Consider the following 14,175-nt stretch of genomic DNA (forward strand, 5'->3'; position numbering starts at 1 on the left):
ACAAGCGCGGCATCGGCATGGTGTTCCAGAATTACGCACTGTTTCCGCACATGACGATTGCCGAAAACCTCAGCTTTCCGCTCGAGGTGCGCAAGATGGGCAAATCCGACCGCGAGGCCAAGGTCAAGCGGGCGCTGGAAATGGTGGAAATGGGTGCCTTTGGCGGGCGCCGCCCGTCGCAACTGTCGGGTGGGCAGCAACAGCGCGTGGCCTTGGCCCGTGCGCTGGTGTTCGAGCCCGAATTGGTGCTGATGGACGAACCGCTTGGCGCGCTGGACAAGCAACTGCGCGAAAAGATGCAGTTCGAGATCACCCATCTCGCGCACAACCTCGGGATCACCACCGTTTATGTGACCCACGACCAGACCGAAGCGCTGACGATGTCGGACCGCGTGGCCGTCTTCAACGATGGCCGCATCCAGCAGATCGCGCCGCCGGATGAGCTCTATGAGAGCCCCAAGAACAGCTTTGTTGCGCAGTTCATCGGTGAGAACAACACGCTCGAGGGTCGTGTCAAAGAGATCAAGAATGGCATCGCCGTCGTGCAATTGGACAATGGCGACCTGATCGACGCCAAGCCCGTGAATGTCGAAAAACCGGGCGATCGCACGCTGATTTCCATTCGCCCCGAGCGGGTCGAGTTCAATCGCGACCGGCTCAAGCCTGATGCGCATACACTCAAGGCCGAAGTGCTGGAATTCATCTACATGGGTGACATTTTCCGCACGCGGCTCCGGGTGGCGGGATCGGATGAGTTCATCATCAAGACCCGCAACGCTCCCGATCAACGCCGCCTGCAACCGGGCGAGCAGATCGAGATTGGCTGGTTGCCAGAGGATTGCCGCGCGCTGGATGCGCCCCAAGTATAGGAATACGCGTGCCGGTCAATGAACCGGTGCGGGTTGAGCAAGGCCCTCGACGTTCTGCCCGTAGCGCGGGGCCCAACCACCGAAAAACGGGATAAACTGGGAGTATGTTTATGAAACTGACGAAAACCCTGCTCGCGACCACGGCTCTGACCGTCGCTGCGGGCACCGCCGTCACCGCGCAGGATATGGCCAACAGCATGACCATCGTCAGCTGGGGCGGGGCCTATCAGGCCAGCCAGGACAATGCCTATGTTCAGCCCTATCTGGCCGCCAATCCCGGCGTGAGCGCGACCTGGGACGAAAGCTCGGCCGAGGCTGTGGCCAAGCTGCGTGCGATGAACGAAGCAGGCAACATCACCTGGGATCTGGTCGATGTGGTGGCTTCCGACTCGATGCGTCTTTGCGACGAAGGTCTGGCGATGGAAATCGACCATGACGAAATGCTGGCCGCAGCGCCCGATGGCACCTCTGCCAGCGACGACTTTGGCGATCTGATCGTCAGCGACTGCTTCATTCCGCAGATCGTTTACTCGACCACCTTTGGTTATCGCACCGACATGGTGCCCGCCGGCACCGAGCCGCCGAGCACCGTTTGCGACGTGTTCGACCTTGCCAAATATCCCGGCAAGCGGTCGCTGCAAAAGCGTCCGATCGACAACATGGAATGGGCGCTCTATTGCGACGGCGTTGCCAAGGACGAGATCTACGACGTTCTGGGTACCGAAGAAGGTGTCGAGCGCGCGCTGGCCAAGCTGGGTACGATCAAGGATCAGGTTGTCTGGTGGTCCGCCGGTGCGGAAACCCCGCAGCTTCTGGCCGATGGCGAAGTGTTCATGGGTTCGACCTTCAACGGTCGTCTGTTCTCGGCCATTGCTGAACAGAACCAGCCCATCGCGATGCTGTGGGACATGCAGTCGTTTGACCTCGACGGCTGGATTGTTCCCGCCGGTCTGCCCGCAGACCGTCTGGCGCGCGTGATGGACTTCCTCAAGTTCGCCACCGACACCCAGCGTCTGGCCGATCAGGCCGCGTATATCTCCTACGGTCCGGCGCGCACCTCTTCGGCTCCGCTGGTGGGCAAGCATGCTGACCTCGGGATCGACATGGCGCCGCATATGCCGACCGATCCGGCCAATGCGGGCAACGTCCACATCTATGACTACGAATGGTGGGCCGACAACCGCGACGATCTGGACGCCAAGTTCCAGTCGTGGCTGGCCCAGTAATCTGGCGCAAACTCTGGTGGGGCCGCTCGCGGCCCCACCGCTCCTTTGACCGGGCTCAAGACCCGGCTTGAATAACCGGATCACTTCGACGGGGAAGACATGAGCGATAGCACCCACACCGGCCCGATGCTTGCCGCGGATGGCACGCCTCTGAAACGCAGCTTGCGCCGCGCCTTGCGCGCGCAGAAAATGCGGGCACTGGCGCTGATCGCCCCCTTGTTGATCTTTGTCCTTCTGACCTTCATCGCGCCCATCGTCGATATGCTGTTCCGCTCGGTCGAGAACCAGATCGTTGGCAACACCCTGCCCATGACGGTCGAAGAGTTGCGCGATTGGGATGCCGCCGATACGCCAGACGAACAGGTGTTCCGCGCGCTATTTTTCGATCTCTTCCTTGCAGCCGAGGCGAAGGAGCATACCAAGCTGGGCAGCCGCCTGAATTACGAGGAAAGCGGTATTTCCTCGCTCTTCCGCACCTCTGGGCGTGACATGAGTGATATCGGCGAGGTGTTTCAGGATGCGCTCGAAGAGATTGATCCCGCCTTTGAAGAGGCAGCGACCTGGGTCGAGATGATGTCGGGCGGTGCCGGGGCAGAGCCCAACGAGCGGCTCATGTCCAATCAGATCGCCCGGATGGAAGCCCTTGAGGCGACCACGTTCAGCGGCGATGCCGAATTCGTTCCCGGTGCCGCGATTTCCGACATTCTGCCCAACACCGCGCGCGCCTATGCGGCCTTTGCCGCCTTTACCCAGTTTGTCGATGGCAAGAGCGTGACCAAGGAAGAACCGTGGGAGGCTGTTTATGCCGCCTTGGCACTTGATCTTGAGGACCCGGCCACGAAAACGGCGCTTGCCACCTATTCCGGACCGGCTGCCGAAAGCCTGCGCGCTGCAGCAGCGGCGCAACTGCCGCCGATCGCAATGCGCGACGCCTTTATCGAGTCAAACAAGGACTGGGCCAAGGTCAATTTCTGGGAAACCATCAAGACCTATTCGCCCCCTTACACGACCGGCTATTTCCTCAACGCCGTAGACATGGAAAAGACGCCCCAAGGCATCGCCCTGCGTAGCGAGGATGAGCGGATTTACGGTATCCTCTTTCAGCGCACCATGTTCATGTCGCTGATGATCACCTTTTCCTGCGTCGCACTTGGCTATCCTGTGGCGTGGATTCTGGCCAACCTGCCGTCGCGCACCGCGAACCTTTTGATGATCCTCGTTCTTTTGCCATTCTGGACCTCGCTCTTGGTGCGTACAAGCGCTTGGAAGGTGATGTTGCAGCAACAGGGGGTCATCAATGATGTTCTGGTCTGGTTGGGGCTGGTCGCGGATGAGAACCGGCTGGTGATGATCAACAATCAGTTCGGCACCATCGTGGCGATGACGCATATTCTGCTGCCGTTCATGATCCTGCCGATGTATTCGGTTATGCAGACCATTCCCCCAACCTATCTGCGCGCCGCCAAATCGCTGGGCGCGAATAACTGGACCGCGTTCTGGCGGGTCTATTTCCCGCAATCGGTGCCGGGTATCGGGGCAGGCTCGATCCTCGTATTCATCCTCGCCATCGGCTATTACATCACGCCCGAGATCGTGGGCGGCACCACCGGCACGTTCATTTCCAACCGGATCGCCTATCACATCTCGTCCTCGCTCAACTGGGGTCTGGCGGCGGCACTGGGCACGATCCTGTTGGCGGTGGTTCTGATCCTCTACTGGGCCTATGACAAGATCGTCGGCATCGACAATGTGAAGCTGGGGTAAGCGACATGAACGGATTCACACTCACACCGGTTGAAACCAAGCCGCTTTCTTTCGCTCTGCCGGTGATCGGCGCGGCGGGGGCCTTTGTCGGGCTCTTTGTCGGCACCGCGCATGGTTCTGGCCTCATGGGGATCGCGGTTGGTGCGGTGGCGCTGATGGTGCTGGGCTATATCGCGCTCGCGGTCTTTGGTCTGGGACAGGAAAAGATCACGCGTTGGGGTGTCATTGCACTCTTTATCGTTGCGGGCGTGCTCTTGGCCGGGGTGCCGGGGTTCGTGCTGGGCCTGCTCTTTGGGCTATTCTTTTCGTGGTTCATTTTCTGGATCGGCGAAGGGCGCTACCGCGCCAATCTCGCGCCTTATCTGACCAGTGGCCAGGTGCTCTGGCACTATACGTTCCGGGTGATCTGTGGCGCGATCTTTGTTTTTCTGATCACGCCCATTCTTGTGGTGATGCCGCTCAGCTTCAATGCGCAGAACTTCTTTACCTTCACACCGGAAATGCTGCGTTTTGATCCGGCTGGCTATAGCCTCAAGCATTACAAGGATTTCTTTACCTCGAACGAGTGGCAACAGGCGCTGCGCAATTCGCTGATGATCGCCCCTGCGGCGACGCTCTTGTCCGTCAGCTTTGGCACCTTGGCGGCCATCGGCCTTAGCTCCGAACACGTGCCGTTCCGCCGCGCGATCATGGCGATCCTGATTTCACCGATGATCGTGCCGCTCATCATCTCGGCCGCCGGGATGTATTTCTTCTATAGCCGGATCGGGTTGCAGGGCACCTATTTCGGCGTGGTTCTGGCACATGCGGCACTGGGGATTCCCTTTGTCATCATCACCGTGACCGCCACACTGGTGGGGTTCGATCGCTCGCTCACGCGAGCGGCAGCGAACATGGGCGCAGACCCTGTGACGACCTTCTTCCGCGTTCAGATGCCGCTCATTCTACCGGGTGTGATTTCGGGCGGTCTTTTTGCCTTTATCACCTCGTTCGATGAGGTGGTCGTCGTGCTCTTTGTTGGCTCGGCCAATCAGCAAACCCTGCCGTGGGAGATGTTCACCGGCCTGCGTGAGCAGATCAGCCCGACCATTCTGGCTGTCGCGACGATCCTTGTGGTGATCTCCATTGCGCTGCTCTCGACGCTTGAATACCTGCGGCGCCGGTCCGAGCGTCTGCGCGGCATGAGCCCAGGCTGATCCTGCGCCTCTCTGACGCCACGTCGCGCTTTGGTCGGGGGTGGTCCCCGGCGTAGCGTGACCGGGCAGGGGGAGGCGGCCATGGTCTATGATTACATCATCGTGGGGGGCGGATCGGCGGGCTGCGTGCTCGCCGCGCGGCTGAGCGAGGACACTGGCACCACCGTCTGCCTGATCGAGGCGGGCGGCTCTGGGCGCGACATATTCATTCGCGCGCCGGGGCTGGTGGCGGCGATGGTGTCAGGCCGCCCCAAGATCAACAACTGGGCGCTCAAGACCGTGCCGCAGCCGGAATTGAACGGACGCCGAGGGTTTCAGCCGCGCGGTCGCGCGCTTGGAGGCTCGAGCGCCATCAACGCCATGCTCTACGCGCGCGGCCACCCCGGCGATTATGATGAATGGGCCGATCTTGGCTGCGATGGCTGGGATTGGCAGAGTGTTCTGCCGTGGTTTCATGCCGCAGAGCGGAACGCGCAGCACGGCGGCGCGCTGCATGGCCAGTCCGGGCCGCTTCAGGTCACGGACCAGAGCGCGCCGCGTGCCATTTCCGAGGCTTTCGTTGCCGCCTGCGAAAGCCTGCAAATCCCACGCAATTCCGATTTCAACGGACCAGTTCAAGACGGTGCGGGGCATTATCAGGTCACGCAATTCTTTGACGGTCCGCAGCGTGGTGAACGCTGCTCTGCCGCCGCGGCCTATCTCTTTCCGGCGATGACACGGCCCAATCTGACGGTCATCACAGGGGCTATGGCCGAGCGTGTGCTCTTTGACGGCAAGCGCGCCACCGGCCTGCGCTATCGCCACAAAGGGCAGGCGCAGGAGGCGCGCGCCAAGCGCGAGGTGATCCTCAGCGGCGGCGCTTTTGGCTCGCCCCAGCTTCTCATGGTGTCGGGCATAGGTCCCGCCGAGGCGCTGCAGGCGCATGGCATCGCTCTGGTACAGGACCTGCCCGGCGTGGGCGAGAACTTGCAGGATCATCTGGATTATATCCTTGCGGAAACCTCGAAACGGGACGATGTCATCAGCCTTGATCCCAAGGGCCTCTGGCGTTTGGGCAAGGCGGCGCTGGAGTGGCGCAAGACCGGTCAGGGCCAGTTTGCCACGCCCTACGCCGAGGCAGGCGCGTTCCTGCGGTCCAGCCCGGCCGCCCCGCGCCCCGATCTGCAACTGCATTTCGTCATCGGCATTGTCGAGGATCACATGCGTCGGCTGCATTTCCGCCCCGGCTATTCCTGTCATGTCTGCGTGCTGCGGCCCCATAGCCGGGGGCGGGTGACGCTGCGCTCTGCCCGTGCCACGGATGCGCCGCTGATTGATCCCGCGTTCCTGAGCGATCCGCGCGATCTGGCGCTGATGATGCAGGGGGCCCGAAAGATGGATGCGATCCTGCGCGCGCCTGCGCTCGCACCTTGGCGCAAAGAACGGCTACATCCGCATGATTGGTCCGACGCCGCGCTCGAGGCCGATATTCGCGCCCGAGCAGACACGATTTATCATCCGGTCGGCACCTGTGCGATGGGGCGCGGGGATATGGCGGTGGTCGATCCCGCCGCGCGTGTTCTCGGTGTTCAGGGGCTGCGCGTAGTTGATGCCTCGATCATGCCGCGTCTTGTGGGCGGTAATACCAACGCGCCGACGATCATGATGGCGGAAAAGATTGCGGCTGACATGCTGGGGCGCGGTGCCCCACATCAGGCGCGATAGCGGGCCAGAAACATCTCGACCGCGCCATTAACCACGCGCTCGATATCCGCCTCCGACACCTCTTGGCACATGCCACAGAGGCTGCGGATAAAGAGATCGCCCTTGCACAATTCACCGAACTGGTTAGCGGCCAGATCCATATCGTCGATCCGGAGAATTCCAGCCTCGACATAGGGGCGCAGAACCTTGCTCAGCCGTTCGCGCACGAGACCCGGACCAGAGGCATAGAACCGCTGGCCCAATTCGGGAAACCGATGCGATTCCGACACGCAGATGCGAAACACCTGCTGGCCGAAATCCGACAGAAAAAAGCGGAGGATACGGGTCGCCGCCTCGTGCAGCACATGTTCCACCGTTGCGCCCTTGGCGATCACTTCCATCGCCTCTTCGGCCTGCCGGTTACACTCGAGCCGCGCCACTTCGGAAAAAAGCAGTCGTTTGTCCGGGAAATAGCTATAGAGTGTCGCCTTGGAGACCTGCGCCTCGCGCGCAATCTCGTCGACGCTGGCCCCCTCGAATCCATCGCGCATAAAGACCCGCCGCGCCCCTTCGAGCACTTGGTCGAACTTGCGACCTTTCTTGATTTCAACGGCGGGTGCCGACATCCAACCCCTCCCCACAGGTCGGGACAGTGTAGTCGGCCCGACCCCGTAACCGCAAGCCCGTCTGCGCGCGGTCACGGGACGGTGTTTCTGGCGCGGCTTATCGGTTGATGCCCGCGTTGCCTTGTGTCACCGGCGCGGGCGCAGGTTCGGGATAGGTGAGCGTCGGTGTCAGGCTGCTGGTATCAAAGCTGAAGGCCAAGGCGGGTGCCGCGATCAGGCTGAGCGAGAGGGTGAGAACGGTCAAGGTGTGTTTCATGTCGAACTCCATAACTGAACTATTCTGTTCACTTTCAAATCTAAACAGATCGGTTCAGAAATCAAGATTAAAGTGAACAGAGCGGTTCACTTTTTTGCGTGGCATCAAGCCCCTTTGCCTTTGCTCCACCGGCGCGCTAGAGTGATTTAGAACAATTCTAATTGAGGTCTTCGATGATTCCCGGCATGACATCCCGCCGCCGATTTCGTGATCTGAGCGAACAGGAAATCCTGGCGCTCGCGATTTCCTCGGAAGAAGATGACGCGCGCATCTATCGCTCCTATGCAGAGATGCTGCGCACTGATTTCCCGGATACGGCCGCGATATTCGATGGCATGGCGACCGAAGAAGACGGCCACCGCAAGCGCCTGATCGAGCTGCATCGCAGCCGCTTTGGCGAAGTAATCCCGCTCATCCGGCGCGAGCATGTGGCCGGGTTCTATGCCCGGCGTCCTGTCTGGTTGATCGAGAACCTTGGGATCGAACGCATCCGCGACGAGGCCGAGGCGATGGAGCGTGATGCGGGTGCCTTCTACCTCAAGGCCGCGCAGCGCACCACGGATGCCGCGACCCGCAAGTTGCTGGGCGATCTGGCCGCCGCAGAGGCAGGGCATCAGACCCGCGCCGGAGAGCTAGAGGCCGAACATCTCGATTCCGATGCGCGGGATTCCGAAGACCGCACCGCCAAGCGGCAATTCGTGCTGACATGGGTTCAGCCGGGGCTTGCCGGGCTGATGGATGGCTCCGTTTCCACGCTCGCGCCGATTTTTGCCACGGCTTTTGCCACGCAGGACACATGGACAACCTTCCTCGTCGGCCTCGCGGCCAGTGTGGGCGCGGGCATTTCCATGGGCTTTACCGAGGCCGCCAGCGATGATGGCGAACTCTCGGGGCGCGGCAGCCCGATGAAGCGCGGCTTTGCCTCGGGCATCATGACCACGGTCGGCGGGCTTGGGCATGCGTTGCCCTATCTCATCCCCGACTTCTGGACCGCGACAATCATCGCCTTTGTGGTTGTGTTCATCGAACTCTGGGCGATTGCGTGGATTCAGAACAAGTATATGGAAACGCCGTTCTTTCGCGCGGCGTTCCAAGTGGTTTTGGGCGGGGCACTGGTCTTTGCCGCCGGTGTCCTGATCGGCAGCGGCTAGACCCTAGTCGCCATTTTCAAACGGCGGAGGCGGTGTGTTGGATGTGTCAGTGGTGATGACCCGCGTTTTGCCAGCATCGCTGCGCCTTATTTCCTTCTGTGTGGCTAGAAACTGTCGGACTCTCTCCTGACAGAGTGATGGACTTCCAGAGCAATCGACCGGAGCACCATCCACCAGGACAATCACTTGCGGTCTTTGTGCAGCGCCAAATGAGGATGGGTTGTAGGTCGTGGACATCATGTAGGTTTTACCATCGACGGTGACAGAGCTCAGATCAGTGACAGGAGACTCACAGGCCGCCAAAGCAACTCCGGCCACCACGGCCAGTATTCTATAATTTCCAGACATTGCTTTTCCCCCAAGCAAGAAAACCCCCCGCGAAAAACGGGCGGAAACCATCCTGACCAGGGTAAAGCCAGATTATTATTCCAAATTTATCAATACCTTGATCAGGTTTTTGAAACCGGAAACCAGATACGGACAGACAGTCATCTTAGCAAAAACTGCGAAAAAAGATAGATAGCGCCACTGTGGGGGCGCTGTCGCCTTGGCGCTGCCGGATCAATGCGCGTGATGCTGCGTTCTCTTGGCTATTTGCCCGCTCATGTGATGGTTGCGATTGACCCGGGCTATGGGTCTGTCTACCAAACCCGCATGCTGAGTATCTTTCTCCAGACCCTACCTTTCTTCATGATCATCGGGCTTGGGTATGGCGCCGGGCGCACCGGGTTCTTTCCCGAGGCGGCGACGGCGTGGCTCACGAAATTCGTCTTCTACTTTGCACTCTCGGCGATGCTGTTCCGGTTTTCGGCCAATCTCACGCTGGCAGAGGTGTTGGATTGGAATTTCATCCTCGCTTATCTCTGGGCCACGGCGTTTGTCTATGGCATCGCCACGGCGGTGGCGCTGGTGCGCCGGGTGAATATCCAAGAGGTCGCCATCGAGGCGCAATGCGCGGTCATTGGCAACGTGGGATTTCTGGGCGTGCCGATGCTGGCGATGCTCATGGGCGAGGCGGCGATTGGCTGGGTGATGATCGTCTTGGCGGTGGATCTCATCGTGTTCGGCTCGCTTGTGGTTATTCTGATCACCGGCTCACGCGATGGGCGGCTCAGCCTTGGCATTCTGCGCACGGTCGGCATGGGTCTCTTGAAAAATCCGATGATTGTCTCGATTGTTCTGGGCCTGACATGGTCTGGTTTGCGCCTGCCCATTCCAGACCCGATCAACGATTTCGTGCGTATTCTGGGCGGGGCGGCCACGCCCGGCGCGCTCTTTGCCATTGGCGCATCGCTGGCGTCGAAATCGGCAGAGCGGCCCTATATTGCGGGCTGGCTCTCGTTCTGCAAACTGGTGCTGCACCCGATTTTCGTGGCCTTTGCCGTACTCTACCTCTTCGAGGTCGACCCCTATGCCGGGGCGGTGATGATCGCGGCCTCCAGCCTGCCCGTGGCGGGCAATGTCTTTATGCTTGCACAGCATTACGGCGTCGCGCCCAAGCGCGTGTCGTCGTCGATCCTGATTTCCACCGGCGCTGCCATCATCTCGGTGTCGCTTGTCATTGGTTGGGTGAACCAGCTTTACTGAACAGTCTTACGGACGTTAGAGGAGAACATGATGAAAACGGTTTCGGAAAACACCTGTTTTGGCGGCACGCAGGGCGTCTATACCCACCCTTCCGAGGCTTGTGGTGTCGACATGACCTTTGGCCTCTTTCTGCCTGCGGAGGCGAAGGACGGGCCGGTGCCGGTGCTCTGGTATCTCTCGGGTCTGACCTGCACGCATGAAAATGCGATGGTCAAGGCTGGCGCACAGGGCTGGGCAGCAGAGCAGGGCATCGCGCTGGTGTTCCCGGACACAAGCCCGCGCGGCGATGGCGTAGCCAATGACGAGAATTACGATCTGGGGCAGGGGGCCGGGTTCTATGTGAATGCCACCCAATCCCCTTGGGCACCACATTTCCGGATGTGGGATTATGTCGCTACCGAATTGCCCGCGCTCATCGGTGAGCATTTTGCGGTGGACATGGACCGTCAGGCCATCACCGGACATTCCATGGGCGGTCATGGCGCGCTGACGTTGGCCATGTCCCTGCCGGGGCGGTTCCGGTCCGTGTCGGCCTTTTCCCCCATTTGCAACCCCACCAACAGCGATTGGGGCCGCAAGCAATTTACGGCCTATCTCGGCGCGGACAAGTCCACTTGGGCGGCGCATGATGCCAGCCTCTTGATGGCAGAGCGTGGTTTTGATGGGCCGGTTCTGGTGGATACCGGCACCAAGGATCAATTCCTTGACCTGTTGCGCCCCGAAACGCTGGCCCATGCCATGACCGCGCGTCGCCAAGAGGGCACGTTCCGGATGCAAAAGGGCTATGACCACAGCTATTTCTTCATCTCGACGTTCATGGAGGATCACGTGACCTTCCATGCAGAGGCGCTCTATGCGGAGTGAGGCATGAGCCATTATGACCTGATCATCGTTGGCAGCGGTCCTGCAGGACGGGCCGCTGCCATTCAGGCGGGCAAGCTCAAGCGCCGTGTTCTGGTGATCGACCGCAAGGATCGGCTGGGCGGCGTGTCGGTTCATACCGGCACGATTCCGTCCAAGACGCTACGCGAAACGGTGCTCAACCTCTCGGGCTGGCGCGAACGCAGCTTTTATGGCCGCTCTTACCGGGTCAAGGACAACATTGGCGCTGACGACCTCAAGGCGCGGCTGCATATGACCTTGGATCACGAGGTCGATGTTCTGGAACATCAGTTCAACCGCAACCATGTCGACACGCTGCATGGAATGGCGCGGTTCGTGGATGACAAGACCATCGAGGTCGCGACCGAGGCGGGTGATGTCACGCGCCTGACCGCCGACCGCTTTCTGATCTCGACCGGCACCAAGACCCATCGCCCCGATACTGTTCCCTTCAACGGGCGCACCGTGGTGGATAGTGACGAATTTCTGGAACTGGCCCGCATTCCGCGCAGTCTGATCGTCGTGGGCGCGGGCGTGATCGGGGTGGAATATGCCACGATGTTTTCCGCCCTCGACGTGCGCGTGACCTTGATCGAGCCGCGCGATACCTTTCTCGATTTCATCGACAGGACGCTCATTCAGGATTTCACCCATCAGATCCGCGAGAATGGTGTTGATCTGCGCCTTGGCTCTGCCATCGAGCGGATTGAGGACGCGGGCGAGCATATCGAGGTGAGCCTTGCCAATGGCCGCCATGTGCGCGCCGAAATGCTGCTCTTTGCCGCCGGGCGTATGGGTGCCACGGATAACCTCAACCTCAAGGCTGCTGGCCTCAAGACGGACCATCGCGGCCGGATTGAGGTAGACCGCAAGACCTATCAGACCGCCGTGCCGCATATCTATGCCGCAGGCGACGTGATCGGGCATCCCAGCCTTGCCTCAACCTCGGTCCAACAGGGACGCGTCGCGGCCTGCCATGCGCTCGACATCCCGACCCTGCCCGAGAGCCCGTGGTTTCCCTATGGCATCTATTCCGTGCCGGAAATTTCCACCTGCGGCATGTCGGAAGAGGAAATGCAGGCGCGCGGTATCCCCTATGAGGTGGGCGTTGCGCGGTTCCGCGAAACCAGCCGCGGGCACATCATGGGGTTGGAGCATGGCATGTTGAAGATGCTCTTCTCGCTCAAGACGCGCCGGGTTCTGGGCGTGCAGATCGTGGGCGAGGGGGCGACGGAGCTGATCCACATCGCGCAGGCGGTTTTGAACCTCAAAGGGACAGTGGATTATTTCGTGCAGAACACGTTCAATTATCCGACGCTCGCCGAAGCCTACAAGATCGCGGGGCTCGATGCCTTTAACCGCATGCCAATCCCCGAGGCTTACAAAGTCAGGCGTGACGCGGCCAAGTCAGATAGCGTTTGACCAAAGTTCCTTGGCGAAAACGCCCCTCTGAGCAGTCAGAGAGGCGCTTCCAATTTTAGTGGACCACCGCATCCTTGGGCGGTTCTTGCCTTGTGCTGCCGACCCGGTTGCCGATGATCAGTCCCTCGGGCCCCGCCGTGACCGGCACCACGGCCCCGTCGAGGATATCCCCGGACAAAAGCGCCTCGGCCAGCGGGTCTTGCAACGCGCGTTGGATCACCCGCTTGAGCGGGCGCGCGCCGTAAACCGGATCATAGCCTTCATCGGCCAGCCATTTGCGGGCGGCGTCATCCAGTTCCAGTTGGATCTTGCGGGCTGCCAGCCGCTTGAGCAGGCGCGCCATCTGGATATCGACGATACCGTCCATCTGCGGCCGCGTGAGCCGGTCGAACACCACGATCTCATCCAGCCGGTTGAGGAACTCGGGCCGGAAATGCGCACGCACGGCGTCCATCACATCGCGCTTGGCGGTGGCGGCATCCGCGCCCTCGGGCAATTGGCTGAGCGCTTGGCTTCCAAGGTTTGACGTCAGGATGATCAGCGTCTGCTTGAAATCGACCTTGCGCCCCTGACCATCGGTCAACACACCATCGTCGAGCACCTGCAAGAGCACGTTGAACACCTCGGGATGCGCCTTTTCGACCTCGTCGAACAGGACCACCTGATAGGGCCTGCGACGCACCGCCTCGGTCAGCACACCGCCCTCGTCATATCCGACATAACCCGGAGGCGCACCGATCAGACGCGAGACCGAGTGTTTCTCCATGAACTCGCTCATGTCGATGCGCACCATGGCGTTGTCATCGTCAAAGAGGAACTCGGCCACGGCCTTGGTCAACTCGGTCTTGCCCACGCCGGTCGGCCCGAGAAAGAGGAAGCTGCCCAAGGGGCGCCCCTCGTCGTTCAGCCCGGCGCGCGCCCGGCGTACGGCATTGGCCACGGCCTTGATGGCGGTGTTCTGACCGATCACGCGGCGGTGGAGGTTCTCTTCCATCCCCAAGAGCTTGTCACGCTCGCCTTCCAGCATCTTGGCGGTGGGAATGCCGGTCCAGCGTTCCACCACCTGCGCGATCTGCTCGGGGCGCACGGCTTCTTCGACCATGACGCCATCGTCGCCTTGGGTTTCGGCCTCGGCCAGTTGCTTTTCCAGCCCCGGAATGACGCCATAGCTCAGTTCACCGGCACGGGCGAGATTACCTTCGCGCTTGGCGATGTCCAACTCGGCACGGGCGCGGTCAAGCTGTTCCTTGATGTCGCGCGCACCGGCCAGCTTGTCCCGCTCGGCCTGCCATTTGGCGGTCATCTCAGCAGAGCGCTGTTGCAAGTCGCCCAGTTCCCGCTCCAGCTTGTCCAGCCGGTCGCGCGAGGCGGCGTCGTCCTCTTTCTTGAGCGCCTCTGCCTCGATCTGCTTTTGCAGGATCTCGCGGTCGAGCGCGTCGAGTTCTTCGGGCTTGCTGTCCACTTCCATGCGCAGACGGCTTGCGGCCTCGTCCATCAGGTCGATCGCCTTGTC

General features: G+C 60.8%; 12 protein-coding genes. 9 read left to right on the forward strand and 3 right to left on the reverse strand.

The features are described 5' to 3' along the window. The 5 genes from KBT70_RS20660 to KBT70_RS20680 all read left to right on the forward strand — a co-directional run. On the forward strand, nucleotides 1-869 hold an 869-nt coding region (locus KBT70_RS20660), incomplete at its 5' end, for an ABC transporter ATP-binding protein (protein WP_296638729.1). A gap of 110 nt (nucleotides 870-979) precedes the next feature. Then, nucleotides 980-2,095 carry an extracellular solute-binding protein gene (locus KBT70_RS20665; RefSeq protein ID WP_296638733.1) on the forward strand — a complete coding sequence of 372 codons (1,116 nt, stop codon included), beginning with the start codon at nucleotides 980-982 and terminating at the stop codon, nucleotides 2,093-2,095. A 99-nt stretch (nucleotides 2,096-2,194) separates the two neighbouring features. Continuing rightward, a complete protein-coding gene (locus KBT70_RS20670) occupies nucleotides 2,195-3,859 on the forward strand; it encodes an ABC transporter permease (protein ID WP_296638737.1) in 1,665 nt (554 codons plus the stop codon). Between the two features lie 5 nt (nucleotides 3,860-3,864). Continuing rightward, nucleotides 3,865-5,055, forward strand: coding sequence for an ABC transporter permease (locus tag KBT70_RS20675; RefSeq protein ID WP_296638739.1), 1,191 nt, complete (start codon nucleotides 3,865-3,867; stop codon nucleotides 5,053-5,055). A gap of 81 nt (nucleotides 5,056-5,136) precedes the next feature. Beyond that, nucleotides 5,137-6,759, forward strand: a complete 1,623-nt coding sequence (locus tag KBT70_RS20680) for a GMC family oxidoreductase N-terminal domain-containing protein (protein WP_296638740.1) — start codon at nucleotides 5,137-5,139, stop codon at nucleotides 6,757-6,759. Here KBT70_RS20680 and KBT70_RS20685 read toward each other — a convergent pair. Both KBT70_RS20685 and KBT70_RS20690 read right to left on the reverse strand, forming a co-directional pair. Then, nucleotides 6,747-7,364: a TetR/AcrR family transcriptional regulator gene (locus KBT70_RS20685; RefSeq protein WP_296638743.1), complete on the reverse strand. Its 618-nt coding sequence runs from the start codon at nucleotides 7,362-7,364 to the stop codon at nucleotides 6,747-6,749. The two genes, KBT70_RS20680 and KBT70_RS20685, sit on opposite strands and share 13 nt — an antisense overlap. A 97-nt stretch (nucleotides 7,365-7,461) precedes the next feature. Further along, nucleotides 7,462-7,620, reverse strand: coding sequence for a hypothetical protein (locus KBT70_RS20690; RefSeq protein WP_296638744.1), 159 nt, complete (start codon nucleotides 7,618-7,620; stop codon nucleotides 7,462-7,464). A 173-nt stretch (nucleotides 7,621-7,793) separates the two neighbouring features. Between KBT70_RS20690 and mbfA the strand changes: the two genes are divergently transcribed. From mbfA to sthA, 4 genes are all read left to right on the forward strand, one after another. Further along, nucleotides 7,794-8,771, forward strand: a complete 978-nt coding sequence (gene mbfA, locus KBT70_RS20695) for an iron exporter MbfA (RefSeq protein ID WP_296638745.1) — start codon at nucleotides 7,794-7,796, stop codon at nucleotides 8,769-8,771. 654 nt (nucleotides 8,772-9,425) lie between these two features. After that, nucleotides 9,426-10,358 carry an AEC family transporter gene (locus tag KBT70_RS20700; RefSeq protein WP_296638749.1) on the forward strand — a complete coding sequence of 311 codons (933 nt, stop codon included), beginning with the start codon at nucleotides 9,426-9,428 and terminating at the stop codon, nucleotides 10,356-10,358. Nucleotides 10,359-10,388: 30 nt separating this feature from the next. Next, the gene (gene fghA / locus KBT70_RS20705) at nucleotides 10,389-11,222 is read left to right on the forward strand and encodes an S-formylglutathione hydrolase (RefSeq protein ID WP_296638750.1); all 834 of its coding nucleotides are present in this window, start codon (nucleotides 10,389-10,391) and stop codon (nucleotides 11,220-11,222) included. A gap of 3 nt (nucleotides 11,223-11,225) precedes the next feature. Continuing rightward, entirely contained in the window at nucleotides 11,226-12,662 is a 1,437-nt protein-coding gene (gene sthA / locus KBT70_RS20710) for a Si-specific NAD(P)(+) transhydrogenase (protein ID WP_296638746.1), read from the forward strand. Between the two features lie 55 nt (nucleotides 12,663-12,717). Here the strand turns inward: sthA and KBT70_RS20715 are convergent. Further along, nucleotides 12,718-14,175 (reverse strand): AAA family ATPase (locus KBT70_RS20715; RefSeq protein WP_296638748.1); only part of this gene is annotated, 1,458 nt, incomplete at its 5' end.

This window comes from Roseovarius sp. (genome assembly GCF_018066915.1).
GTDB lineage: Bacteria > Pseudomonadota > Alphaproteobacteria > Rhodobacterales > Rhodobacteraceae > Roseovarius.

Bases quoted from the DNA above. Each gene is read 5' to 3' on its own strand.
- KBT70_RS20665 (WP_296638733.1), top strand. From the start codon at position 980: ATGAAACTGACGAAAACCCTGCTCGCGACCACGGCTCTGACCGTCGCT.
- KBT70_RS20670 (WP_296638737.1), top strand. From the start codon at position 2,195: ATGAGCGATAGCACCCACACCGGCCCGATGCTTGCCGCGGATGGCACG.
- KBT70_RS20675 (WP_296638739.1), top strand. From the start codon at position 3,865: ATGAACGGATTCACACTCACACCGGTTGAAACCAAGCCGCTTTCTTTC.
- KBT70_RS20680 (WP_296638740.1), top strand. From the start codon at position 5,137: ATGGTCTATGATTACATCATCGTGGGGGGCGGATCGGCGGGCTGCGTG.
- KBT70_RS20685 (WP_296638743.1), bottom strand. From the start codon at position 7,364: ATGTCGGCACCCGCCGTTGAAATCAAGAAAGGTCGCAAGTTCGACCAA.
- KBT70_RS20690 (WP_296638744.1), bottom strand. From the start codon at position 7,620: ATGAAACACACCTTGACCGTTCTCACCCTCTCGCTCAGCCTGATCGCG.
- mbfA (WP_296638745.1), top strand. From the start codon at position 7,794: ATGATTCCCGGCATGACATCCCGCCGCCGATTTCGTGATCTGAGCGAA.
- KBT70_RS20700 (WP_296638749.1), top strand. From the start codon at position 9,426: ATGCTGAGTATCTTTCTCCAGACCCTACCTTTCTTCATGATCATCGGG.
- fghA (WP_296638750.1), top strand. From the start codon at position 10,389: ATGAAAACGGTTTCGGAAAACACCTGTTTTGGCGGCACGCAGGGCGTC.
- sthA (WP_296638746.1), top strand. From the start codon at position 11,226: ATGAGCCATTATGACCTGATCATCGTTGGCAGCGGTCCTGCAGGACGG.